The organism is Tsukamurella hominis, from assembly GCF_965137015.1.
Taxonomy (GTDB): domain Bacteria; phylum Actinomycetota; class Actinomycetes; order Mycobacteriales; family Mycobacteriaceae; genus Tsukamurella; species Tsukamurella hominis.
In genome coordinates, this window is record NZ_CBCRZG010000020.1 from 24764 (window position 1) to 49776 (window position 25013).

Sequence of the window (25013 nt, forward strand, 5' to 3'; positions counted from 1 at the left end):
GCCCACCGGCGCTCGCACCCCACAACTTCATCTCCCGCGACTGGGTAACCCACGGTCTCGACGCGAAGGGTAGACACAACATGGCTGAGAACGAGTACACCCCCCATGAAGGCCCGACCGGCAAGGCCCGCGAGGATCTGAGCCTCGAGGAACTGCGCGCGTGGATGCGGCAGTGGATCGCCGATGCGACCAAGCAGCCCGTCGAGAACATCACCGACGACAAGTCGCTCGACGAGTTCGGCCTGGGTTCGCGCGACGCCGTCTCGATGGCGTCGGACATCGAGGACTTCACCGGCGTGCAGCTGACGGCCACCGTCGCCTTCCAGCACCCGACGATCGCCCTGCTCAGCCAGCGCATCATCGACGGTGACCCGGTGGTCTCCGATGACGACCTCGCGGCCGAGGCGGCGCAGTACGACCGCGGCGAGGAGTTCGAGAACAACCGCGGCGTGCACGACGTGGCCGTCGTCGGCCTCGCGACTCGCTTCCCCAAGGCCGGCGAGACCCCCGAGTCGACGTGGGAGTTCCTCATCGGTGGCGGCGACGGCACCACGGACCTGCCCGAGGACCGCTGGCTCGAGTTCAAGCAGGACCCGCGCCTGAAGGCGGTCCTCGACGAGGCCAACACCTTCGGCGGCTACCTCGACGACGTGGCCTCCTTCGACGCCGAGTTCTTCCAGATGACCCCGCGCGAGGTCGAGATGGTCGACCCGCAGCAGCGGCTCGCGCTCGAGCTCACCTGGGAGGCGCTGGAGCAGGCCAACATCCCCGCCAGCTCGGTGAAGGGCACCCGCACGGGCGTGTGGATGGGCAGCTCCGCCAACGACTACCAGATGCTGGCCGTCGCCGACCCGACGAAGGCCAACCCGTACGCGCTGACCGGCACGTCGACCTCCATCGTCGCCAACCGCGTCTCGTACTTCTACGACTTCCACGGCCCGTCGGTCGCGGTCGACACGGCGTGCTCGTCGTCGCTCGTCGCGATCCACCAGGCGATCCGCAGCCTCCGGGACGGCGAGACCGACATGGCCGTCGCCGGCGGCGTGAACATGCTCATCGTGCCCGCCGCGACGCTGGGCTTCGACAGCCTCGGCGCGCAGGCGCCCGACGGTAAGATCAAGGCCTTCAGCGCCGACGCGAACGGCATGATCCGCGCCGAGGGCGGTGGCGTGGTGCTGCTCAAGCGCCTGGCCGACGCCGAGCGCGACGGCGACGACATCCTCGGCGTGATCGCGGGTTCCGCGGTCACCTCCGACGGCAAGTCCAACGGCATCTTCGCGCCGAACCCCGAGGCGCAGGTGATCAACCTGCGCGACGCCTACATCGACGCCGGTATCGACCCGCGCACCGTCGATTACCTCGAGGCGCACGGCACCGGCACGATCCTGGGCGACCCGCTCGAGGCCGACGCGATCGGCCGCGTCCTCGGCCGCGGCCGCGACGCCGAGAAGCCGCTGCTCCTCGGCTCGGCGAAGACGAACTTCGGCCACCTCGAGGCCGCCGCGGGCATCGCGGGCGTCGCCAAGGTGCTGCTCGGCATGCGGCACGGGCAGATCCCCGCCTCGCTGAACTTCAGCAGCCCCAACCCCTACATCCAGTTCGAGGCCAATCGCCTGCTCATGGCGACGCGGAACACGGAGTGGCCCAAGTACTCCGGCAACCGTCTCGCGGGCGTCACCGGCAACGGCTTCGGCGGCACCAACGCGCACGTCGTGATCAAGGAGTACGTCGCGCCCGAGGTCGTCGAGGGCGAGACCGAGTCCGACGAGGCCGCGCCGAATGCGGTGCCGGACTTCCACCCCGCCACCGTCGAGGGCGCCGCGGTGCCGCTCGTGCTCACCGCCTACGTCCCGTCGCGCCGACGGGCCGCCGCCGCCGAGCTCCTCGAGTGGCTCGAGTCGGACGAGGCGAAGGAGTACACGCTCGCCGAGATCGGCCGCACCCTCGCGAGCCGCAACCACGGCCGCGTCCGCTCGGTTGTCATGGCGAAGGACCTCGACGAGGCGATCAAGGGCTTCCGCGCGATCGCCGAGGGCAAGAACGCCCCGAACGTGATCTCCGCGAACCAGCCCGACGCGGCCGGCCCCGCGTTCATCTTCTCGGGCTTCGGCAGCCATCACCGCAAGATGGCCAAGCAGCTCTACCTCGAGGATCCCGTCTTCAAGCACTACTTCGACGAGGTCAACGAGCTCATCATCGACGAGTCGGGCAACGACTACGCCGACATGATCACCGACGACGAGCAGACCTTCCACATCGAGACCGGCCAGGTGGGCATCTTCGCGATCCAGGTCGCGCTCGTCGGCCTGTTCCGCCACTACGGCATCGAACCCGGTGTGGTGCTGCCGCATTCGATGGGCGAGGCCACGTCGGCGTGGGTCACCGGCGGCCTCTCCCTGGAGGACGCCGTCCGCGTGATCTGTCAGCGCTCGCGCCTCATGGGCGAGGGCGAGGAGATGCTGCCCGAGGAGATGGAGCGCTTCATGGCGCTCGTCGAGTACAGCGCCGCCGACATCGAGACCGTGCTCGGCGACTACGAGGGCCTGGAGATCTGCGTCTACGCGGCGCCCACGCACACCGTGCTCGGCGGCCCCGGCAAGGTCATCGACAAGATCGTCGCCGAGACCGAGGCCAAGGGCCTCATGGCGCGGAAGCTGGTGACGCGCGGCGCTTCCCACACCTCGCAGATGGATCCGCTGCTCGGCGAGCTGCAGGCCGAGCTCATGGGCATCGAGCCGCACGCCCTGAAGTACCCGATGTACTCGACCGTGAACAAGGACGAGTTCTACAAGGCCGGCCACGCGCCGGTGCACGAGGTGGACTACTGGATCAAGGGTCTGCGCCACAGCGTCTGGTTCACCCAGGCCGTGGAGAAGGCCGTCGAGGCCGGCTACCGCACCTTCATCGAGTTCTCCCCGAACCCGATCACACTGATCTCCGTCGCCGCGGTCACCTTCGGCTCCGGCATCCAGGACGCCGCGCTGGTGCAGACGCTCAAGCGCAAGGAGGACGAGCCGGGCACCATCATGACCGCGCTCGCCACCGTCTTCTCGCGCGGCCACCACGTGGACGTCGCCGCGCTGTTCGGTCCCGGCCGCTACGCGCCGGTGCCGCGGACGAAGTTCCAGCGCAAGCACATCTGGATCCAGACCAAGCTGCCCGACGGCGGCTCGGGCATGGTCCCCGGCGGCCACGTCGCGCTGCCCGACGGCCGGCACGTCTGGCAGCTCGACGCCGGCGCGCTCACCCTGGGCGACGGGACGAAGGTCCCGCTGGTCGACCTGGCGAAGAACGCCGCCGTCCAGGTGCTCGACGGTGCCGCGGTCACCGCGGCCGTCGAGCACGGCGAGGTGCGCGACGGGCTCACGCTCACCACGACGCTGACCCCGCACCCCGGCGGCGCGTCGATCCAGGTGCACGAGAACACCGGCAAGGGCTTCCGGCTCCTGCTCGACGCCGTCGTCGTGGGGGGCGAGGCCTCCGGCACCGCCGCGGCTCCGCTCATCACCCGGGCCGCGCCCGCGGTGGAGGAGATGGACGAGCTCGACGAGGCCGAGCCCGAGATCACCGTCTCCGACGAGACCGAGGCTCCCGCGCCCGAGGGCAGCGGCGAGCGCTGGTCGCCGGACACGGGCGAGACGGTGGAACACCGCCTGGGCCTGATCATCGCGGAGATCATGGGCTTCGAGATCGAGGACCTGCCCAAGGAGATCCCGCTCATCGACCTCGGCATGGACTCGCTCATCGCGATGCGCATCAAGAACCGCACCGAGTACGAGTTCGACATCCCGCCGATCCAGATCCAGGCGGTGCGCGACGCCTCGTTCAACGACGTGGTGCAGTTCGTCGAGTACGCGGTCGAGCACCGCGACCAGGTGGACGCGCTCGCCGAGCACCAGTCCGGCACCGGCGAACTCGCCGACGCCGGCCAGCTCGCCGAGATGATGAAGGCCGCCAAGGCGGAGGCCGCGGCGAAGGCCGAGACCGCCGCCGCGGCCCCCGCTGCCGAGGCTGCGCCCGCCGAGGCCGCGCCCGCGGCACCGTCGGACGAGAAGACCGAGACCGCCACCCCGGACCTGCTCGACGGCGCTGCCGTCGCGGAGGCCATCGGCGACGGCGTGCCCCCGCGCGACGCGGCGGAGCGCCTCACCTTCGCGACCTACGCGATCGTCGTGGGCAAGTCCCCGGGCGGCGTCTTCAACGAGCTCGACGTGCTGGCCGAGGACGTGGCGGAGAAGCTGACCGCCCGCCTGTCGGAGCGCGCCGGCGGCGAGATCGACATCGAGGACGTCATCGACTCGAAGAACATCGAGGAGATGGCCACCTACGTGGGCGCCGTCATGAACGAGGCGACCCCGGTGGACGGCTTCGTCCGCACGCTGCGCAAGCCGGAGGGCTCGGATCGTAAGCCGCTCTTCCTCTTCCACCCCGCGGGCGGCAACACCACCGCCTACGAGGCACTGCTGCGCAAGCTGCCGGAGGATCTGCCGATCTACGGCTTCGAGCGCGTCGAGGGCGAGATCGAGGAGCGGGTCGCCGAGTACCTGCCGAAGCTGAAGGAGATCCAGCCGGAGGGGCCGTACCGGCTCGCGGGCTGGAGCCTCGGCGGCGCCTTCGCCTACGGGCTGGCGCGCGCGCTCGAGGACGAGGGCCAGGAGGTCGAGTACATCGGCCTGCTCGACGTGGTCGCTCCGAAGGTGCCGCTCACCGACGAGCCCGCCGAGAAGAAGGCCCGCCTGGAGCGCTGGGAGAAGTTCGCGCGCAAGAACTACGACATCGGCGACGAGATCGAGCTGCCCATGGACCGCCTCAACGCGGCCGACGACGAGGGCCAGTTCCGGATCATCATGGAGCTGGTGCAGCTGTCCGACAAGAAGATCCCGACGTCGATGATCGAGCACCAGCGCACGTCCTTCGTGGACAACCGCATGCTGATCAAGGTGAACCCGGCCGACTACGGGAAGTTCGGCGGCACGGTCACGCTGTACCGCGCGGACCGCATGCACGACGGCGCCGTCGAACTGGAGCCGAACTTCGCGGACATCGCGCCGGACGGCGGCTGGGCGCCGGTGGTCGAGGACCTGCGGATCGTCAAGATCGGCGGCGACCACCTGCAGCTCATCGACGAGCCGTACATCGGCAAGATCGCGGCGCACATGACGGACGAGCTCAACCGGGCCGACGGCGCCAGCTGAGCTCCGGGCAGGGGATAGGGTGACAGACGTGACGGACGTATCGGACCAGGTCGACCTCAACACGACCGCGGGCAAGCTCGAGGATCTGTACCGCCGCCTCGAGGAGGCGAAGGACCCGGGCAGCCCGCGGGCGCGGGAGCGGCGCGATGCGAAGGGCCTGCCCAGCGCGCGTGCCCGCATGCGCATGCTGTTCGACGAGGGCACCTTCGTCGAGCTGGACCAGCTCGCGAAGTCGCCCGGCGACGACCGCATCAAGGACGGCGTCGTCATCGGCTACGGCCTGGTCAACGGCCGCAAGGTCGCGGCCTTCAGCCACGACCAGACCGTGGGCGCCGGCACCGTCGGCGAGATGTTCGGCCGGAAGATGGTCAAGCTGTACGACTTCGCGGCGGCCGCGGGCCTGCCGGTGGTCGGCATCAACGACTCGGGCGGCGCCCGTATCCAGGACGCGGCCACGTCGATCGCCTGGTACGCCGAGCTCGGCCGGCACCAGGACGGCCTGTGCGGCCAGGTCCCGCAGATCTCGATGATCCTCGGCACCTGCGTCGGCGGCGCGGTCTACGCGCCCGCCAACACCGACGTGCTCGTCGGCGTGCAGGACAACACCTACATGTTCGTCACCGGCCCCGAGGTGATCCGTCCGACCACGGGCGAGACCACCTCCGCGGAGGACCTCGGCGGCGCGATCAATCAGGCCCAGTGGGGCAACCTGCACCACGTCGCGGTCGACGAGCAGGCGGCCTTCGACTGGGTCAAGCGCTACCTGTCCTTCATGCCGGACTCGGTGCACCAGCGTGCGCCGCTGATCAACCCGGGCCTGGAGCCGGAGCTGACGGAGTCGGACCTCTCGCTCGAGTCGATCATCCCGGACGCCGACACCGCCGGCTACGACATCCACGACGTGATCCTGCGCGTCTTCGACGACGGCGACTTCCTCGAGTACGCGGAGCTGTGGGCCCCGAACATCGTGACCGGCTTCGCCCGCGTCGACGGCCAGCCCGTCGGCGTGGTCGCGAACCAGCCGATGCACATGGCAGGCACCCTCGACACCCAGGCCTCGGAGAAGGCGGCGCGGTTCGTGCGCCTGTGCAACTCCTTCAACATCCCGCTCGTCTTCCTCGTGGACGTCCCCGGCATCCTGCCCGGCGTCGAGGAGGAGAAGATCGGCACCATCCGCCGGTCGGGCAAGTTCATCTTCAGCTACGTCGAGGCGGCCGTCCCGAAGGTCACCATCATCCTGCGCAAGTCCTACGGCGGCGCGTGGGCCGTGATGGGCTCCAAGCAGCTGGGTGCCGACTTCGTCTTCGCGTGGCCGACGGCGCGCCTGGCCGTCATGGGCGCCGAGGGCGCCGCCGCGATCATCAAGCGGCGCGAGATCGAGGAGGCCGGCGAGAACGGCCCCGCGATCCGGCAGGCCTTCATCGACTTCTACAACCAGTTCATGGCGACGCCGTGGCTGGCCGCGGAGCGCGGGTACATCGACGGTGTGATCGAGCCGAAGGAGACCCGGCTGCTGATCCGCAAGTCGATCGCGCAGCTGCGCGACAAGGAGCTGCAGCGCGTGCCGCGCCGCACCTACCTCATGCCGATGTAAATGGCGTCGCTGGAGGGCTTTCCGCAGCTCGTCGGGTCGGTGCTCACCGACCCGGACGTGACGGCTGCCTACGCCGTCGATCACTGCTCGCCGGTGCACGGCGCCGTCCCGCTCGCCGTGGTGCTGGCCGAGACCACCGAGGACGTCGCCGCGGCCGCGGCCTGGTGCTACGCCAACGATGTCGTGATCGTGCCGCGCGGCGCGGGCAGCGGCCTCGCCGGCGGCGCCAGCGCCATCGAGGGTTGCGTGATCATCTCGCTCGCGAAGATGAACGCGATGCTCGAGATCAACGTCGCCGATCAGTACGCCCGCGCGGAGGCGGGCGTGCTCAACGCCGACCTCGACCGCGCGGTCCGCGAGCACGGGCTGATGTACCCGCCGGACCCCTCGTCGTTCGAGATCTGTTCCATCGGCGGCAACGTCGCGACCAATGCCGGCGGTCTGCGCTGCGTCATGTACGGCGTGACGCGCGAGTACGTGCTCGGGCTGACCGTCGTGCTGCCCGACGGCCGGATCATCACGACCGGTCGGCGCACCGTCAAGGGCGTCACCGGCTACGACCTGACCCAGCTGCTCGTCGGCAGCGAGGGCACGCTCGGCATCGTCACCGAGGTCACCGTCAAACTCCGTCCCGCGCCGGTGATCCCGCCGACGACCGTCGCCGCGTCGTTCCCGGACGTGGTGAGCGCGGCGGCCGCCGTCGCCGCGGTGGTCGGCACGGGCGTCGTGCCCGCGCTCATGGAGCTCATGGACCGCCGCACCCTCGAGTGCGTGGAGGCGCTGCGCCCCTTCGGCCTCGAGGACGAGACCCGGGCGATGCTCATCGGCCAGGGCTCGACGCCCGCCGACGCCGCGGTCCTCTCCCGCGAGTTCGAGGCCGCCGGGGCCCACTACACCGTGGTCTCCGACGATCCCGTCGAGGCGGCCGAGCTGCTGGCCGTGCGCCGCGCCGCCTTCCACGCCTACGAGCACGCCGGCAACATCTTCTCCGAGGACGTGGGCGTGCCCCGCTCGCAGCTGCCCGAGATGTTCGCCCGGATCGAGGCGATCTCCGCGAAGTACGACGTCGACATCCCCACGTGCGCGCACGCGGGCGACGGCAACCTGCACCCCACGCTGATCTATCCGAAGGACGAGCGGGAGGTGCCCCAGGCCATCTGGGACGCCGCCGACGAGGTCTTCCAGGCCGCCCTCGCGCTCGGCGGCACGCTCACGGGCGAGCACGGTGTCGGTGTGTTGAAGGCCCGCTGGGTGGGGGAGGAGCTCTCCGAGGACGTCCTCGAGCTGCACCGCGGCATCAAGGCCGTCTGGGACCCGAAGAACCTGCTCAACCCCGGCCGCGGCTTCTAGGTCCGCTCGCTGCGCTCCCGCACCCGTTTCGCCCCGTCGCACCCGGCGTACCGGGTGCGCTCGCGCGGTTCGGGTGCGGATGGCTTCCCGCACCCGAAATGCCCGCCGCGCGGTGGTCGATCAGGCCAGCGAGTCGACGAAGACCGCGGCGACGGCTTCGAGGCCGCGCTGGTCGTCGTCGGAGAACCTGGAGACCTTCTCGCTGTCGAGATCGAAGACGCCGATCAGCTCGCCGTCGCGGATCAGCGGCACCACGAGCTCGGAGTTCGTCGCGCCGTCGCAGGCGATGTGGTCGGCAATAGCGTGCACGTCGTCGACCCGCTGGGTCTCGCGCGTGCGCGCGGCCGCGCCGCAGACGCCCCGGTCCAGTGGGATGCGGATGCACGCCGGGAGCCCCTGGAACGGCCCGACGACGAGCTCGGCACCGTCGTAGAAGTAGAAGCCGACCCAGTTGAGGTCGGGCACCGTCGCCTTGACGAGGGCCGAGAGGTTCGCGGCGTTGGCGATCCGGTCGGTTTCGCCGGCGACGAGCGCGCGGGCGTAGGCGGCGAGCTCGGCGTAGCGCTCGGCGGGGGAGTCGGAGAGGTCGGGAAGCGAGAACGACACGCCCTGACGGTACGGGGTCCGACGGTGCGCCGACACCCCCGTATCCGCCGTGAGTCTGGGCGGAAGCTGAGAGTGCGGGGCCTTCGGCATCGACGTGATCGAGATCGAAAAAACACCGTATGTACTGCGCTGACCTGCTCCGCCGCATCGATCTTCACCGGTGGTTGTAACACGGTGACGCGACGCTCCGACTAAGAGTTTGTCAGGAACTGAGATCTCGCATACAGTGCCTGACGAGCACTGAACCGCTCGCGTTGCTCTGCCGCGGGGCCTCCCTGTGGTAGTGACGGGCCCGGCGCCGCCGGTACCGCGTAGGCGGTTCGCACGCGCCCACCGGGCGGAAACACTGAGGAAGAGAGTCTCGTATGCGTATGCGCAACGGCTGGGCCAAGAAGGCCACCGCCGCCGCGGTCACCGTGGCTGCCATTCCGGCCCTGACGATCGCCGGCACGGGCGCCGCGAACGCCTGGGGCCCCGGCAGCGCCAAGAACCCGCCGAAGGGCTTCAAGCAGGCCTTCGTCAACGGTGCCGGCATGCCGAACGTCAAGGTCCGCAGCTGGGCCTCGACCACCACCGACCCCAAGAAGGCTCCGACCGTCGTTCTGCTCGACGGCCTGCGCGCCACCTGGGACGTCTCGGGCTGGGAGCGCGACTCCAACGTGGCCTTCCTGTCGCAGAAGGGCATCAATGTCGTGACGCCCGTCGGCGGCACCTCGAGCTGGTACACCGACTGGCAGGGCCCGTCCTCGACGAACCGCCAGCCCTACCGTTACACCTGGGCCTCGTTCCTGAAGAACAGCCTGCCCCAGTACATCCGCAGCCTCGGCTTCAGCGACAACGTCTCGCTGGTGGGTCTGTCGATGTCCGGTAGCGCCGCGATCATCAACACGGTCGAGTCGAACGGCTACTACAAGCGCGCCGCCTCGCTGTCCGGCCTGAACAACATCTCGGCGCCCGGCGTCCCGATCGCCGTCGGCATCGCCTCGCTCGATTCGGGCGGCTACAACGCCGGCCTCGACATGTGGGGCGGCCCGTTCGATTCGCGCTGGGCGAAGAACGACCCGACCGTGCAGGTGAACCGCCTGAAGAACATCCCGCTGTGGATCTCGGCCGGCAACGGCGTCTTCGGCAAGTACACCCCGAACCCGGGCCCGGCCGACGTCATCCAGGGCGTGCCGCTCGAGTGGCTCGCGCTGTCGCAGTCGCGCTCCTTCCAGGGTGCGGCGCAGCGCGCCGGCCTGAACAAGGTGCACTACGACTTCCCGCCCGCCGGCACCCACACGTGGGGCTACTGGCAGGACCAGGTGTGGCAGATGCAGCGCACCGGCTGGTTCTCGAAGTAATCGCTTCGCGATTGCACGAACAGATCACACGACTGGCGGCCTCGTTCGGACGAACGGGGCCGCTTGTCGTATTGTGAGGTGGACGACTTTCCTGAGGAAACCGGGAGGGTCTGTAACGACTTACCCTGTGATTTCGATGAGATCCAGGGAGAGTGTCGCTCATGTGACTGATGTGAAACATGTGACATGTGTGACGAACGATGTTAGAGTGACGGCTGTGACATGGCTGGTCGAGTGCGACCATCTGTCCGGTCCACCAGCAACTGCGCGGAGACTCCGCGTGAAAAAGGAGAGGTCAGCAATGCGAGCAGCCTGGGGTAAGCGAGCGGGTGCGGCGGTTCTCACCGCGGCCATGGTGCCCGCCCTCGCCGGTATGGGTGCCGGCGTCGCCGGCGCCTGGGGTCCGGGGTCGGCGAAGAACCCGCCCAAGGGCTTCAAGTCCGAGAAGGTCGACGGAGCCGGCATGCCGGCCGTCACGGTGCGTTCGTGGGCCTCCACCACGACCGATCCGGCGAAGGCCCCGACCGTCGTTCTGCTCGACGGTCTGCGCGCGACGCAGGACGTCTCCGGCTGGGAGCGCGACTCCAACGTCGCCTTCCTGTCGCAGAAGGGCATCAACGTCGTCATGCCCGTCGGCGGTACCGCCAGCTTCTACACGAACTGGGCGAACACCTCCAAGCACGGCAACGGCACCTACAAGGCCACCTGGGGCAACTTCCTCGCGTCGAGCCTGCCGAACTACATCAAGTCGCGCGGCTTCTCGAGCAACCTCTCGCTCGTCGGCATCTCGATGGGTGGCGGCGCCGCCCTCATCAACGCCGCGAACAACCCCGGCGTGTACAAGCGCGCCGCTGCGCTCTCGGGCTTCCTGAACACCTCGGCCCCCGGCATGCCGGTCGCCGTGGGCGTCGCCATGCTGGACGCGGGCGGCTACAACGTCCTCGACATGTGGGGCGGCCCGTTCGACGCCAACTGGGCGAAGAACGACCCGACCGTCCAGGTCGGTCGCCTGAAGGGCACCAAGCTGTGGATCACCGCCTCGACCGGTGAGCCCGGCAAGTACACCCCGAACCCGTCGCCCGCCGACATCGTTCAGGGCGTGCCGCTCGAGATCCTCGCCAAGTCGCAGTCGGAGGCCTTCAAGGCCGCCGCCGACAAGGCCGGCGTGAGCGCTCACTACGACTTCTCGTCGGTGGGCACCCACACCTGGGGCTACTGGAGCGACCAGGTGTGGCAGATGCAGCGCACCGGTTGGTTCAACTGATCGCGCGCTGATCGAAAGATCGTGAGGAAGGCCCCGGGCACTGCCCGGGGCCTTCCGGCGTATCGGTACGCTTTTCAGCGAACCCACACGAGAGAGTCGAGGTTGCAGCCCTCATGACCCCGCCGGCCCCGCTCACCCCCACGACCGCCGACACCGACGAGCCGCTCGGTTTCCGCATCGATCCCGTGCTCGCGCGTAGCTGGCTGCTGGTCAACGCCGCGCAGCCGGAGCGCTTCGACGCGGCGGCCCGCTCGCGCGCGGACATCGTGGTGCTGGACATCGAGGACGCCGTCGCGCCCAAGGACAAGACCGCGGCGCGGAACAACGTGGTCGACTGGCTCAGCCGGGAGGTCGACGGTACGCCGAACGACGGCTGGGTCCGCGTCAACGGCTTCGGCACGCAGTGGTGGGCGGACGACCTCGAGGCCCTGCGGGAGGCGAAGCACCTCGGCGGCGTCATGCTCGCGATGGTCGAGTCGATGGACCACGTCACCGAGACCGCGAAGCGCCTGCCGGATACGCTCATCGTCGCGCTGGTGGAGACCGCGCGCGGCCTGGAGCGGATCAGCGAGATCGCGTCGGCCAAGGGCACGTTCCGCCTGGCCTTCGGCATCGGCGACTTCCGCCGCGACACCGGCTTCGGCGGCGACCCGACGACGCTGGCCTATGCGCGCTCGCGGTTCACCATCGCCGCCAAGGCCGCGCACCTGCCGGGCGCGATCGACGGGCCGACCGTCGGGTCCAAGGGGCTGCTGCTGACGGAGGCGACCGCGGTCTCCGCCGAGTTCGGCATGACCGGCAAGATCTGCCTCACCCCCGACCAGTGCCATCCGGTGAACGAGGGACTGAGCCCCTCGCCGGAGGACATCCGCTGGTCGCGGGAGTTCTTCGCGGACTTCGACCGGGACGGCGGCGAGATCCGCAACGGCTCGGACCTCCCGCGCATCGCGCGGGCCACGAAGATCCTCGACCTGGCCCGCGCCTACGGCATCGTCGTTGCCGACGGCCTGGACGGGGAGCACGCCCCCGCACCGTCGGACACCTTCCACTACTGAGCCCGACGACGCAGCCCCCTCCCGCGCACCGGCGGGAGGGGGCTGCGTCGCGCTGTGGATCAGGCCTGGCGCAGGGCCTCGATGTCGAGGGTCAGGGTGATCTTGTCGCCGATGACCTTGCCGCCGGTCTCGAGCGGCATGTCGATGGTGATGCCGAAGTCCTGGCGGGTGATGACGGTCTTGGCCTCGAACGCCGCGACCTCGCCCTGGCCCATGCCGGGGTTGGTGCCGAGGAACTCGAGGTCGAACTCGACGGGCTTGGTGACGCCGCGCAGGGTCAGCTCGCCGGTGAGCACGTAGTCCGAGCCCTTCGCCGCGACGCCGGTCGAGAGGAAGGTCGCCTTCGGGTGGTTCTCGGCGTCGAAGAAGTCGGCGGTGCGGATGTGCGCATCGCGCTGCGCGTTGCGGGTGTTCACGGAGGTCACGTCGACCTCGGCCGACAGCGACGCGGTGCCGTCCTCGGCGACCGTGATCGTGCCGCTGAACTCGTCGAACCGGCCCTTGACCTTGCTCACCATCAGGTGGCGCACGGAGAACTCGACGGACGAGTGGACGGGATCGACGACGTAGGTGCCGGCGGGGAGGACGTTGCTCATGGGGATGCTCCTTCGATGATTGAACTCTCAAGACTCATCGAGCATAACCGGACTGCGGTCCGATGTATTCCGGGTCGGGTGAACCCGCCCTGAACATCCCCGGAATTCCGGTTCTACGCGGCGCCGTGGAAGACGGCCTCCACGTTGTTGCCGTCCGCGTCCCGAACGAAGGCGCCGTAGTAGCCGGGGTGGTACTCCGGCCACAGGCGCGGCGCGTGCAGCGATTCCGCGCCGAGCTCGAGGGCGACCCGGTGGAACTCGTCCACGGTGGCCGTGTCGGGCGCGGCGAAGGCGATGTGCGCCTCCCGGTTCGACGCGCCCTCGGCGGCGCCGGAGATCCAGAAGACGGGCTGGTCGACGCCGTAGCCGACGGCGACCTCGAAGTCCATGAGGCGGCGCGAGCCGAGCACGGCCAGCACCCCGTCGTAGAACCGCTTCGCGGCGTCCAGGTCGGCACAGTTGATCCCGAAGTGGTCGATCATGACGGCTCCTCGCCCGATGCCGGGCGCCCGCTGCACCCGTGACGCCCTCAGGTCTAGCACCGGGGACCGACAGGTTTCAGGCCAATGCGGCGCGCGCCGCCTCCCGGGCCGCCTGCGGATCCGTCGCGGCGACCGCCGCCTCGGCCGCCCAGCGGCACTGCTGCAGCGTCACCGAGCCGACCCGGGCGCCCACGGCCGCGGCGGCGCCCGCCGCGCACGACAACGAGTTCACGCCCAGTCCCACGAGCACGCAGGCCAGCAGCGGGTCGGCCGCGGCCTCGCCGCAGACGCCCACCGGCTTGTCCGCGTCGGCGCCGGCGCGGGCGGTGAGCTGGATCAGCTTCAGTACCGCGGGCTGCCACGGGTCGGTGAGCGCCGCGAGCTCGGTGCTCATCCGGTCGGCCGCCATCGCGTACTGGGTGAGGTCGTTGGTGCCGAGCGAGACGAAATCCACTTCCGCCAGCACGGCGTCGGCGCACAGCGCGACGGCCGGGACCTCCACCATGACGCCCGCCGTGAGCCCGCGCTCCCGGCACTTGGCGGCGAAGTCCCGCGCCTCCGCGGCGGTCGCGATCATCGGCGCCATCACCCACGGCTGCGCGGCGGCGCCCTCGGCCGCGGCGGCGATCGCGTCCAGCTGCCGGTCCAGCAGCCCGGGATCGTTCTCCGCGATGCGGATGCCGCGCACGCCCAGCGCGGGGTTCTCCTCCACGCCGTGGTCGACGAACTTCAGCGGCTTGTCCGAGCCCGCGTCCAGCGTGCGGATCACGACCTTCCGCCCGGGGAAGGCGTCGATCACCTCGCGGTACAGCGCGGCCTGCTCGTCGACCGAGGGCTCGTCGGCCCGGTCGAGGAAGGCCAGCTCGGTCCGGAACAGGCCGACGCCCTCCACCTGCCGCTCGGCGGCGCCGCGCGCCGTGGCCCCGTCCTGCACGTTGGCGAGGATCGCGACCGCGGCACCGTCGGACGTGTGCCCGGGTCCGCGCCACCGCGCGATCTCGGCCGCCTCGCGGGCCGCCTCCGCGACCCGCGTCCTGGCCTCGCCCTCGTCCGGGTCGACGGTGACGGTGCCCGCGCCGCCGTCGAGGAGGACGGGCGTGCCCGCGTCGACGGTGCCGGCCCCCGTCAGCCCGACGATGTAGGGGATGCCGAGCTGCCGGGCGATGATCGCGGTGTGGCTGGTCGCGCCGCCGAGCCGGGTGCCGATGCCGACGATGAGCGCCGGGTCGAGGCCGGCGGTGTCGGCCGGGGCGAGGTCGTCAGCCAGCAGGATCGACGGTGCGTCCGGCACCGGCACGCCGGGCTCGGGGCCGCCGAGGAGCTCGGCGACGACGCGATCGCGCACGTCGCGCAGGTCGGTCACGCGCTCGGCCATGAGGCCGCCGAGCTTGGTGAACATGTCCGCGAACTGCTCGGTCGCGGCGGCGACGGCGTTCGCTGCGGGGGTGCCGGCTTGGATCAGCTTCTCGGTGGTGCCGATCCACGCCTTGTCGGAGGCGAGCCCCGCGTTCGCGCCGAGGACCTCCGCCGCGGCGCCCTGGGCCTGCGCGGCGCGGGCCCGCAGCCGGTCGGCGACGGCCTGCGCCGCGGAGGAGAACCGGGCGGCCTCGGCGTCCCGGTCGTCCTCGGGCAGGTCGACGGGCGGCGGCACCTCGGGGCGCGCGCCGGGCCACATGACGGGCGCGTAGGCGACGCCGGGCACGACGGGGGTGCCGGTGAGGGTGGCGAGGCCGGGCGCGGTCGACTGCTGCGAAGTCATGTGACACAGATTACGAAATCCTCTTGACTTGTCAACACAAACAGGCGTAAAAACAGAAAAATCAAAACCATAGCCACAGAAACCCACGAACTCGGAGGGGTCATGTACGCGGAGGAACGACAGCGCGCGATCAGTGAACTGGTCGGTGGTCGCGGCCGCGCGTCGGTCATGGAACTGGCCGAACGGTTCGACGTGACCCCGGAGACGGTGCGCCGCGACCTGGACGCGCTCGAGCGCCTCGGCGGCGTGCGCCGGGTGCACGGCGGCGTCGTCGCCGCCGGCGTCCTGGCCGGCGCCGAATCGGGGCTGGGGGAGCGCGAGGGCACCAACGCCGAGGCGAAGCGCCTGATCGGCGCCGCGGCCCGGCGCTTCCTGCCCCCGGCGGGCGGCTCCGTCCTGTTCGACGCGGGCACCACGACCATCGCCGCGGCCCGCGAGGTCCCGGCCACCCTGCACATCACCGCGATCACCAACTCCGTGCCCGTCGCGGCCGCGCTGTCGACCCGCGAGGCCGTCGAACTGCGGCTGCTCGGCGGCCGCGTCCGGGGCCTCACCCAGGCCGCGGTCGGCGCCGGCACCGTCGCCGAGATCGCGGGGCTGCGGGCCGACGTCGCGGTCATCGGCGCCAACGGCCTCGGCGCCGAGCGCGGGCTCTCGACGCCCGACGCCGACGAGGCCGCGGTCAAGACCGCGATGGTCCGCGCCGCCGACGTCGTGGTCCTCGTCGCCGACGCCTCCAAGTTCGGGCGCGAGAGCCTGGTCGCCTTCGCCGGCCTGAGCGCGGTCGACGTCCTGGTCACGGACGCGGAGCCCACCGGCGCCCTCGCGACGGCGCTCGCCGACCACGGCGTGGACGTCGAGGTCGCCGCCCGATGATCGTGACCGTCACCGCCAACCCCAGCCTGGACCGGCTCGTCGTCCTCGGCGGGCCGCTGCGCCGCGGGGCCGTGCACCGCGCCGAGGGCGCGGCCGCCGACCCCGGGGGTAAGGGCGTCAACGTCTCCCGCGTGGTGCACGCGGCGGGGGAGGGCACCGTCGCCGTGCTCCCGGCCGATCAGGGCGATCCGCTGCTCGTCGGGCTCTCCCGCCTCGGCGTGCCCGCGATCCCGGTGCCCGTGGGCCACGAGGTCCGCAGCAACATCACCGTCACCGAGCCCGGCGGCACCACCACCAAGCTCAACGCGCCCGGGGCGCCGCTGGCGCCGGAGACGGTGCGGGCCTTCGAGGACGCGATCGTCGCCGCCGCCGACGGTGCCGCCTGGCTCGCCCTGTGCGGCTCGCTGCCGCCGGGCCTTCCTGACGACTGGTACGCCCGTCTCGCCGAGCGCCTCGGTGCCGCGCCGGACGGCCCGCGCATCGCCGTCGACACCTCCGGCCCGGCGCTCGCCGCCTCCGCGGTGCGCGGCGTCGCGCTGCTGAAGCCCAACGCCGAGGAGCTCGCCGAGCTGGTGGGCCGTGGCCCCGAGGCCGGCGCGGACTTCGAGAACCGCGCGGCCTCCGGCGATCTCGAGCCCGTCCGCGCCGCCGCCGACGAGTTGCATCGCGCCACGGGCGCCGCCGTCCTCGCCACGCTCGGTGCCGCCGGCGCGCTCCTGGTCACCGCCGAAGGAGCCTGGGCCGCGACCCCGCCCCCGATCACGGTGCGCAGCACGGTCGGCGCCGGCGACAGTTCCCTCGCCGGCTACCTCATCGCTCATGCGCGCGGCGCCGATGCGCCACAGCGCCTTTCCCTCGCGGTCGCCTACGGCGCCGCGGCCGCCGCACTGCCGGGCACCCAGGCGCCCCGACCGGAGGAGCTCGCCGTCGCCGACGTGCGGGTCACCGCCCTGTAGCCCCTCGATCCGCCCGATCCACCAGCAGAACCGGAGAACACCCCCATGACCGAATCGATCATCGCGCCCGAGCTGGTCGCGCTCGACGTCTCGGCCGGCACCGACAAGAACGAGGTGATCGCCTACCTCGCCGCCCGCATCACCGACGCCGGCCGGTCCACCTCCGTCGACGGCCTCGTCGAGGCGGCGCTCGCGCGTGAGGCCCAGTCCGCCACCGGCCTCCCCGGCGGCATCGCGATCCCGCACTGCCGCGCCGCGGCCGTCACCGCCGCCAGCCTCGGCTTCGCCCGCCTCGACCCGAAGGTCGACTTCGGCGCCCCCGACGGCGGAGCCGACCTCGTCTTCCTCATCGCCGCACCGGAATCCGGCGGCTCGCAGCACATGAAGCTGCTCAGCGCGCTCGCCCGCGCCCTGGTCCGGCCCGAGTTCACCGCGTCGCTCCGCGCCGCCGCGACGCCGGAGGAGGTGGTCGCCCTCGTCGAGGACGTCATCACCCCGAAACCCGCGGAGCCGAAGCCCGCCGCTCCCGTCCCGGCGGCCCCGGCTGTACCGGCGGAGGAGACGGCACCGTCGGGCAAGCCCTCGCTCGTGGCGATCACGGCCTGCCCCACGGGGATCGCGCACACCTACATGGCTGCGGACGCCCTCAAGCTGGCCGCCGAGCGTGCCGGCGTCGAGCTGACCGTCGAGACGCAGGGTTCCTCCGGCTCCACGCCGCTCTCGGCGCAGACCATCGCCGACGCGGGCGCCGTCGTCTTCGCCACCGACGTGGGGGTCAAGGGCCGCGAGCGCTTCGCGGGCAAGCCCGTCATCACCTCCGGCGTCAAGCGCGGCATCAACGAGCCGGACGCGATGATCGCCGAGGCGGTCGCCGCCGCGACCGACCCGCACGCCACCAGGGTCGACGGTGCCGCCGCCGCGAGCGGCGAAACCGCCTCCGCGCCGACGGGTCTCGGCGGGCAGCTCAAGCGCGCCCTGCTCACCGGCGTCAGCTACATGATCCCGTTCGTCGCAGCGGGCGGCCTGCTCATCGCGCTGGGCTTCCTGTTGGCGGGATACGAGATCGGCAACAGCACGCTGTCCGAGGGGACGTCCGACGGCGCGTACATCGCCCTGCACAACTCCCTATGGAACCTGCCGGACGGCGGCCTCCTGCAGTACCTCGGGGCGGTCAGCTTCGCGACGGGGCAGGCGGCGATGAGCCTCATGGTCGCGGTGCTCGCGGGGTACATCGCCTACGCCATCGCCGATCGTCCCGGGCTCGCACCGGGATTCGTCGCGGGCGTCCTCGCGGTGACCGTCAACGCCGGCTTCATCGGCGGCGTCGTCGGCGGCCTGCTCGCCGGTGTGGTCGCGCTGTGGATCGGCAAGCTCCAGCTGCCGCAGTGGGCCCGCGGCCTGATGCCGGTGGTGATCATCCCGCTGTTCGCCACGCTCATCACCGGCGGCCTGATGTACATGGTGCTCGCCGGCCCGCTGCGCTGGGTCAACGAGGCCATGACGGACGCCCTCAACGGGATGAGCGGCGGCAGCAAGATCGCGCTCGGCGTGGTCCTCGGCCTCATGATGTGCTTCGACCTGGGCGGCCCGGTGAACAAGGCCGCGTACGCCTTCGGTGTCGCCGGGATCGGGCTCGCCACCGCGGGCGTGCCGCAGTGGGAGATGATGGCCGCCGTCATGGCCGCGGGCATGGTGCCGCCGCTGGCTCTGGCCCTCGCCTCCACGGTCCTGCGCCCGAGCCTGTTCACCGAGCCCGAGCGGGAGAACGGCAAGGCCGCCTGGTTCCTCGGCGCGTCGTTCATCTCCGAGGGCGCCATCCCGTTCGCCGCGGCCGACCCGCTCCGGGTGATCCCGTCGATGATGCTCGGCGGCGCCGTGACCGGCGGCCTGTCCATGGCGCTCGGCGCGCAGCTGCGCGCCCCGCACGGCGGCGTCTTCGTCCTGTTCGCGATGAACGGGACGTGGTGGAAGTTCCTCATCGCCCTCGCCGCCGGGGTCGTGGTGAGCGCCGTGGCGGTCGTCGCGGCCAAGTCCGTCGGACGCGCGGACGCCGCAGCGACCGAATCCGCCCAGCCCGCGGCCGTCGCCGCGTAATACTGGTCCTGACCACTCGCGCGGCCGACCGGCGGCGTCGAGACGAACACACCCCACGAGGAGAGACATGCCCAGCACCACCGTCGCCGTCGGATCGGCCGTCGGCCTGCACGCCCGCCCCGCCGCCGTGATCGCGAACGCCGTCAACGAGTCGGGCCACGAGGTCACCCTGTCCGTCGCCGGCGGCGAGCCGGTGGACGCCGGGTCGGCGCTGATGATCATGACCCTCGGCGCCGAGCAGGGCGTGGAGGTCACCGTCGAATCCGCCGATCAGGGCACCGTCGACGCGATCGCGGCCCTCGTCGCCCAGGATCTCGACGCCTGAGCACCTCGACGCCTGAGACGCGGCGCGAACGATGGAGGGGCGGCCGGAATGCCCGGCCGCCCCTCCATCGTGTTCCGGTCTAGGTGACCGGCGCGATGCAGTAGCTCACGCGCTGCGGCGCGGCGTAGTTCAGCGCCGACGAGCCGCGGCAGGTCAGCGGGGCGCCCGCCGCGCGCTCGATCACCCGGATCACGTTCGACGGTGCGCTGCCCGTCCCGGACGGGCAGGCGACGGAACGGATGTCGGTGGTCGCGGCAGTATCGGGCTTGACCTGGTAGCAGGTGCCCAGCGTGAGCTTGGGGACGACGCACAGCACGGCGCCCGCGGACTCGACGCGCGCGTAACTCGGCTGGCTGCACGCGGTCTTCGCCGCGGCCTTCTCGGCGACGGCGAAGCTGAGCCCGTCGCCGTCGCAGCCGGTGCGGGTGGCGTTGCCGCCGGAGACGGTGACGCAGTCGCCGACCTCGACGGAGCTGACCGGCGCGACCTCGGGGCTCGACGGCTTGACCCCCAGCAGCAGGACCGCGGCCCCCATCACGAGCGCGGCGATGAGGCCGGAGTAGACCACCGAGCTGACCACCTTCCAGGCGGTGGTCGGCCTGGCCTCGTCGATCCGCCGGCCCACCGGCGTCGCCTCGAGGCGACGCCGGAGCGCGGCGAGACGCGGCTGCGCGGGCTGCAGGAAGGGCATCGACATAGTCTCAATCTTAACTTGAGACTCACTAGGTAACACAAGTCTCAGTTTTCACAGATCGAATCGGCGCGGCTGGGCCACGGCACCGACGCGGGCTCATTAGGCTTTGCGGCATGTCATTCGACGACGCGCCCGTCATCGCCGTGGGTCCGAAGCCCGATCCCGATTTCGACGCCGCGATCACCGCGGGCGGCGGCGAGCCCGGACCCCTGGCCCGGGCCGACGGCCTCGTCTGGACCGATTCCCGCGCCGCGCTGCCCGCGCTCCCGCCGAGCGTCCGCTGGGTGCAGCTGCCCTTCGCCGGCGTCGAGGGGTTCCTCGACAGCGGCGTCATCGCGGGCAACCCGAAGGTCGTCTTCACCTCGGCCGCCGGGGCGTACTCCGGCACGGTCGCCGAGCAGGCGATCGCCCTGCTGCTGGCCGGCGTGCGCGGGCTGTGGCGGCGCGAGGCCTCGTGGGACGCCGCGGGCGCGGCCGCCGTCACGGGCCGCCTCGGCGGTACGACGGTGGCGATCATCGGCGCGGGCGGTATCGGCCGCGACATCATCCCCGCGCTGCGCGGGCTCGGCGTCAAGGTGGTCGCCGTGAACCGCTCGGGCACCGACGTCTCCGACGCGGTCGTGGTCACCGCGGACCGGCTCGACGAGGTCTGGCCCGCCGTCGACCACGTGATCCTGGCGGCACCGTCGACCGCGGAGACCCGCGCCCTGGTGAACGCGAAGGTGCTCGCGCAGCTCCAGCCCCACTCGTGGATCATCAACGTCGCGCGGGGCTCGCTGATCGACACGGACGCGCTGGTCGCGGCCCTGAAGAAGGGCACGATCGGGGGCGTCGGCCTGGACGTCACCGACCCCGAGCCGCTGCCCGACGGCCATCCGCTGTGGTCGATCCCCAACGCGATCATCACCCCGCACGTCGCGAACCCGCCGCAGCACCTGCGCCCCGCGCTGCTCGCCCGCGTCGAGGTCAACGTCCGCCGCTTCGCCAACGACATGGAGCCGCTCGCCGTCATCGACGCCGACCGGGGCTACTGATGTCCGACGGCCCGGTGGCGTCCCCCGATGAGGTCGACCTCATCGTCCGGGGCATCGTCGGGCTGGCCAAGCGGATCCGCAGCGACGCGCGGTTCGTGGGCGCCGAGGTCTCCTACGTCGACTTCACGCTGTTGTTCGTGCTGCACGAGTCGCCGGGGATCCGGGCCGTCGACCTCGCGGAGGCGGTGTCGATCGACAAGTCCACCGCCAGCCGCCAGCTCGCGGGGCTGGAGCGGCGGGGTCTCATCACGCGCGACGTGGACCCCGGCAACCCCCGCTCCCGACAGTTGCGCCTCACCGAGAAGGCCGAGCGGGTGCTGGCCGAGACGGACCGCGAATGGCGACGCCGGATCGAGGCCCGGACGGCCGATTGGTCCCGCGAGGAATTGCGCACATTCGCGACGCTGATCGACCGCTACATGAGCGTCGATCTGCCCGGCGAGGAGCCGTCGCCAGGCCTCTGAGCACGGGCGGAAACCCGTGAAGTGATGCGGCTCACGAGGCTACCGAGCGGTAAGTTATGCCGTGCTATGGTCAGCCCACTGTTCTGTGCATCAGGCGACCAGCGTGCCCTCGCGATGCCCGGCGACCCCGGGCCCTCCGCGTAAATTCGCCTCCGTTCACACCGCGGCGGGGTCGTACACGCATGGAGTCTGCTCGGTGCCGGAACTTCCGGGCGTGCAGCCGCGCGGCCCGGTAGGGACGACAGGAACGAATCAATGAACGTCGGTGGACCGACCATGACCCCGCCCGCGGGTCGGCAGTGGGAGTGCTGCGCATGATCATCGGAGCTTTGAAAGAGGCACAGCCGGGCGAGACCCGCGTCGCCGCAACCCCCGCCACGGTGGCCCAGCTGATCAAGCTCGGCTACGAGGTGGTCGTGGACTCGGGCGCCGGTGCGGCGTCCTCGTTCGCGGACGAGGCCTACGTGGAGGCAGGCGCGTCGATCGGTGACGCTCGCGCCGCCGACATCGTGCTGGGCGTGAACGCCCCGTCGAGCGCGCAGCTCGACGGCATGCGGCCGGGCGCGACCGTCGCCGGGCTCCTGGCGCCCGCGCAGAACCCCGAGCTGCTCGAGGACCTCCGAGGCCGCGAGCTGACCGCGTTCGCGATGGAGTCGGTGCCGCGCATCTCCCGCGCGCAGTCGATGGACGTGCTGTCGTCGATGGCGAACATCGCCGGCTACCGCGCCGTCGTCGAGGCCGCGCACGTCTTCGGCCGGTTCTTCACCGGCCAGGTCACCGCCGCCGGCAAGGTCCCGCCCGCCAAGGTGCTCGTGGTGGGCGCCGGCGTCGCCGGCCTCGCCGCGATCGGTGCCGCCGGCTCGCTCGGCGCCATCGTGCGCGCGACCGACCCCCGCCCCGAGGTGGCCGACCAGGTCGCGTCGCTCGGCGGCGAGTACCTCTCCGTGCAGAACGAGGAGGCCGAGGTCTCGGCCACCGGTTACGCCAAGGAGATGGGCGACGACTACAAGGCCCGCGAGGCGCAGCTCTACGCCGAGCAGTGCAAGGACGTCGACATCATCATCACCACGGCTCTGATCCCCGGGCGCCCCGCGCCGCGGATCATCACCGAGGAGATGGTCGCGTCGATGAAGCCCGGCAGCGTCATCGTCGACATGGCGGCGTCCAACGGCGGCAACGTCGGCGGCACCGTCAAGGACCAGGCGATCGTCACGCCGAACGGCGTCACCATCATCGGCTACACCGACCTCGCCGGGCGCCTGCCCGCGCAGGCCTCGCAGTTGTACGGCACGAACCTCGTCAACCTGCTCAAGCTGGTGACCCCCGAGAAGGACGGGCAGCTCGTGCTCGACTTCGAGGACCCGGTCCAGCGGTCGATCACCGTGACCCGCGCGGGCGAACTGCTGTTCCCGCCGCCGCCGGTGCAGGTCTCGGCCGCGCCGAAGGCCGCCCCCGCCGCCGAGGTCGAGGCCGCGCCCGTCAAGGAGCCGATGTCGGCGTCCAAGAAGGTCTCGCTCACCCTCGTGGGCGTTCTGCTCTTCGGGCTGCTGATCAGCTTCTCGCCGAACCCGCTGCCGCAGCACTTCACCGTGCTCATGCTGGCGATCGTCATCGGCTACTACGTCATCGGCAACGTGGCGCACGCGCTGCACACGCCCCTGATGTCGGTCACCAACGCCATCTCCGGCGTCGTCGTGGTGGGCGCGCTCCTGCAGATCGCCACCAACACCACGACCGTCCTGGTGCTGTCGACGATCGCGATCCTGGTCGCGTCGATCAACATCTTCGGTGGCTTCGCGGTCACCCGCCGCATGCTCGCCATGTTCAGCAAGGGGGCATGAGTAACCCATGAGTATCACTGCAATCTCCGTTGCGGCCTACATCGTCGCCTCGCTGCTGTTCATCCTCTCGCTGGCCGGGCTGTCCAAGCACGAGACCTCCAAGAGCGGCCTGACCTACGGCATCGTCGGCATGGGCATCGCCCTGGTGGCGACCATCGCGCTGGTCATCGACAAGGTCCTCAAGCCCGAGCTCGACCTGACCTGGCTGCCCGTCCTGCTCATGGCCGGCGCCATCGTGATCGGCGCGCTCATCGGCTTCTGGCGCGCGCGCATCGTCGAGATGACCGGCATGCCCGAGCTCATCGCCCTGCTCCACTCCTTCGTGGGCCTGGCGGCCGTGCTCATCGGCTGGAACGGCGCGCTCGAGGGCTTCCACGCCGACGGCGTGAACCCGGCCGACGTCCGCGCGCTCACCAACATCCACGAGGCCGAGATCGCGATCGGCATCTTCATCGGTGCGGTCACCCTGACCGGCTCGATCGTCGCCAACCGCAAGCTCTCCGGCAAGATGAAGTCGGCGCCGCTCATGCTGCCCGGCAAGAACTACATCAACGTCGGCTCGATCGTCGTCTTCATCGTGCTCACCGCCGTCTACGTCTCGCGGGACACCCACGGCGACAACACCTCGATGATCCTGCTCGGCGTGATCACCGCGCTCGCCCTGTTCCTGGGCTGGCACCTGGTGGCCTCGATCGGCGGCGGCGACATGCCGGTCGTCATCTCGATGCTCAACAGCTACTCCGGTTGGGCCGCGGCCGCGTCCGGCTTCCTGCTGAGCAACGACCTGCTCATCGTCACCGGTGCGCTCGTCGGCTCCTCGGGTGCGTACCTGAGCTACATCATGTGCAAGGCGATGAACCGCTCGTTCATCTCCGTCATCGCGGGCGGCTTCGGCATCGAGGCCGGCCCGGCCGACGACAAGGACTACGGCGAGCACCGCGAGGTCAACGCCGAGCAGGTCGCCGAGCTCCTCACCGGCGCCAAGTCCGTGGTCATCACCCCGGGCTACGGCATGGCCGTGGCGCAGGCCCAGTACGGCGTCGCCGAGCTGACCAGCGAGCTGCGCAAGAAGGGCGTCGAGGTCCGCTTCGGCATCCACCCCGTCGCCGGCCGCCTGCCCGGGCACATGAACGTGCTCCTCGCCGAGGCGAAGGTGCCGTACGACATCGTGCTCGAGATGGACGAGATCAACGACGACTTCCCCGAGACCGACGTGGTCCTGGTGATCGGCGCCAACGACACCGTGAACCCGGCCGCGTCCGAGGACCCGAGCAGTCCCATCGCGGGCATGCCGGTGCTCACCGTGTGGGAGGCCGAGAACGTGATCGTCTTCAAGCGGTCGATGGCCGCCGGTTACGCGGGCGTCCAGAACCCGCTGTTCTTCCGCGACAATTCGGCGATGCTCTTCGGCGACGCCAAGGACCGCGTGCAGGACATCCTCTCCGCGATGCGCTGACGCGAACAGCACTCGGGCCCGGCACTGTC

19 protein-coding genes are annotated in these 25013 nt (G+C 70.9%); 14 read left to right on the top strand and 5 right to left on the bottom strand.

The window, feature by feature from the left end; genetic code table 11:
• Positions 1 to 80 precede the first annotated feature (80 nt).
• Genes pks13 through ACM9LD_RS20160 form a run of 3 tightly spaced genes read left to right on the top strand, consistent with a single transcriptional unit; the run spans position 81 to position 8139 of the window.
• Positions 81 to 5195: a polyketide synthase Pks13 gene (gene pks13 / locus ACM9LD_RS20150; RefSeq protein WP_415678330.1), complete on the top strand. Its 5115-nt coding sequence runs from the start codon at positions 81 to 83 to the stop codon at positions 5193 to 5195.
• A gap of 19 nt (positions 5196 to 5214) precedes the next feature.
• On the top strand, positions 5215 to 6789 hold the full coding sequence (locus ACM9LD_RS20155) for an acyl-CoA carboxylase subunit beta (RefSeq protein ID WP_415678331.1): 1575 nt from the start codon (positions 5215 to 5217) through the stop codon (positions 6787 to 6789).
• Positions 6790 to 8139 (top strand): FAD-binding oxidoreductase, encoded by a 1350-nt coding sequence (locus ACM9LD_RS20160; RefSeq protein WP_415678332.1) that lies wholly within the window; start codon positions 6790 to 6792, stop codon positions 8137 to 8139.
• A 120-nt stretch (positions 8140 to 8259) separates the two neighbouring features.
• Here the strand turns inward: ACM9LD_RS20160 and ACM9LD_RS20165 are convergent, their stop codons facing one another.
• Complete coding sequence (locus ACM9LD_RS20165) at positions 8260 to 8745, bottom strand: GAF domain-containing protein (protein WP_415678333.1); 486 nt, start codon at positions 8743 to 8745, stop codon at positions 8260 to 8262.
• Between the two features lie 365 nt (positions 8746 to 9110).
• On the opposite strand from ACM9LD_RS20165, the gene ACM9LD_RS20170 reads away from it, so the two are divergent.
• From ACM9LD_RS20170 to ACM9LD_RS20180, 3 genes are all read left to right on the top strand, one after another.
• Positions 9111 to 10088, top strand: coding sequence for an alpha/beta hydrolase (locus tag ACM9LD_RS20170; protein ID WP_415678334.1), 978 nt, complete (start codon positions 9111 to 9113; stop codon positions 10086 to 10088).
• 301 nt (positions 10089 to 10389) lie between these two features.
• On the top strand, positions 10390 to 11352 hold the full coding sequence (locus tag ACM9LD_RS20175; protein ID WP_415678335.1) for an alpha/beta hydrolase: 963 nt from the start codon (positions 10390 to 10392) through the stop codon (positions 11350 to 11352).
• Between the two features lie 113 nt (positions 11353 to 11465).
• Positions 11466 to 12407: an HpcH/HpaI aldolase/citrate lyase family protein gene (locus ACM9LD_RS20180; protein ID WP_415678336.1), complete on the top strand. Its 942-nt coding sequence runs from the start codon at positions 11466 to 11468 to the stop codon at positions 12405 to 12407.
• Positions 12408 to 12466: 59 nt separating this feature from the next.
• Here the strand turns inward: ACM9LD_RS20180 and ACM9LD_RS20185 are convergent, their stop codons facing one another.
• The 3 genes from ACM9LD_RS20185 to ptsP form a co-directional block, all read right to left on the bottom strand.
• A complete protein-coding gene (locus tag ACM9LD_RS20185) occupies positions 12467 to 13003 on the bottom strand; it encodes a YceI family protein (RefSeq protein WP_415678337.1) in 537 nt (178 codons plus the stop codon).
• A 113-nt stretch (positions 13004 to 13116) separates the two neighbouring features.
• On the bottom strand, positions 13117 to 13485 hold the full coding sequence (locus ACM9LD_RS20190; RefSeq protein WP_415678338.1) for a VOC family protein: 369 nt from the start codon (positions 13483 to 13485) through the stop codon (positions 13117 to 13119).
• 76 nt (positions 13486 to 13561) lie between these two features.
• Positions 13562 to 15244: a phosphoenolpyruvate--protein phosphotransferase gene (ptsP, locus tag ACM9LD_RS20195; protein WP_415678339.1), complete on the bottom strand. Its 1683-nt coding sequence runs from the start codon at positions 15242 to 15244 to the stop codon at positions 13562 to 13564.
• A 102-nt stretch (positions 15245 to 15346) separates the two neighbouring features.
• Between ptsP and ACM9LD_RS20200 the strand changes: the two genes are divergently transcribed.
• The 4 genes from ACM9LD_RS20200 to ACM9LD_RS20215 all read left to right on the top strand — a co-directional run bounded on the left by ACM9LD_RS20200 (position 15347) and on the right by ACM9LD_RS20215 (position 19495).
• Complete coding sequence (locus tag ACM9LD_RS20200; RefSeq protein WP_415678340.1) at positions 15347 to 16120, top strand: DeoR/GlpR family DNA-binding transcription regulator; 774 nt, start codon at positions 15347 to 15349, stop codon at positions 16118 to 16120.
• Positions 16117 to 17076: a 1-phosphofructokinase family hexose kinase gene (locus ACM9LD_RS20205; RefSeq protein ID WP_415678341.1), complete on the top strand. Its 960-nt coding sequence runs from the start codon at positions 16117 to 16119 to the stop codon at positions 17074 to 17076. The genes ACM9LD_RS20200 and ACM9LD_RS20205 overlap by 4 nt, the downstream gene beginning before the upstream one ends.
• Positions 17077 to 17121: 45 nt before the next feature.
• Positions 17122 to 19170, top strand: coding sequence for a PTS fructose transporter subunit IIABC (locus ACM9LD_RS20210; RefSeq protein WP_415678342.1), 2049 nt, complete (start codon positions 17122 to 17124; stop codon positions 19168 to 19170).
• A gap of 67 nt (positions 19171 to 19237) precedes the next feature.
• On the top strand, positions 19238 to 19495 hold the full coding sequence (locus tag ACM9LD_RS20215) for an HPr family phosphocarrier protein (protein ID WP_068523395.1): 258 nt from the start codon (positions 19238 to 19240) through the stop codon (positions 19493 to 19495).
• Between the two features lie 79 nt (positions 19496 to 19574).
• Here ACM9LD_RS20215 and ACM9LD_RS20220 read toward each other — a convergent pair whose 3' ends face one another.
• Positions 19575 to 20192, bottom strand: coding sequence for a hypothetical protein (locus ACM9LD_RS20220; RefSeq protein WP_415678343.1), 618 nt, complete (start codon positions 20190 to 20192; stop codon positions 19575 to 19577).
• A 110-nt stretch (positions 20193 to 20302) separates the two neighbouring features.
• Here ACM9LD_RS20220 and ACM9LD_RS20225 point away from each other — a divergent pair, with 110 nt between their 5' ends.
• From ACM9LD_RS20225 to pntB, 4 genes are all read left to right on the top strand, one after another.
• Entirely contained in the window at positions 20303 to 21223 is a 921-nt protein-coding gene (locus ACM9LD_RS20225; protein WP_415678344.1) for a D-isomer specific 2-hydroxyacid dehydrogenase family protein, read from the top strand.
• Positions 21223 to 21687 carry a MarR family winged helix-turn-helix transcriptional regulator gene (locus ACM9LD_RS20230; RefSeq protein WP_415678345.1) on the top strand — a complete coding sequence of 155 codons (465 nt, stop codon included), beginning with the start codon at positions 21223 to 21225 and terminating at the stop codon, positions 21685 to 21687. The genes ACM9LD_RS20225 and ACM9LD_RS20230 overlap by 1 nt, the downstream gene beginning before the upstream one ends.
• Before the next feature lie 314 nt (positions 21688 to 22001).
• Positions 22002 to 23528: a Re/Si-specific NAD(P)(+) transhydrogenase subunit alpha gene (locus ACM9LD_RS20235; protein ID WP_415678346.1), complete on the top strand. Its 1527-nt coding sequence runs from the start codon at positions 22002 to 22004 to the stop codon at positions 23526 to 23528.
• Between the two features lie 7 nt (positions 23529 to 23535).
• The gene (gene pntB / locus ACM9LD_RS20240; RefSeq protein ID WP_068523399.1) at positions 23536 to 24984 is read left to right on the top strand and encodes a Re/Si-specific NAD(P)(+) transhydrogenase subunit beta; all 1449 of its coding nucleotides are present in this window, start codon (positions 23536 to 23538) and stop codon (positions 24982 to 24984) included.
• Positions 24985 to 25013 lie beyond the last annotated feature (29 nt).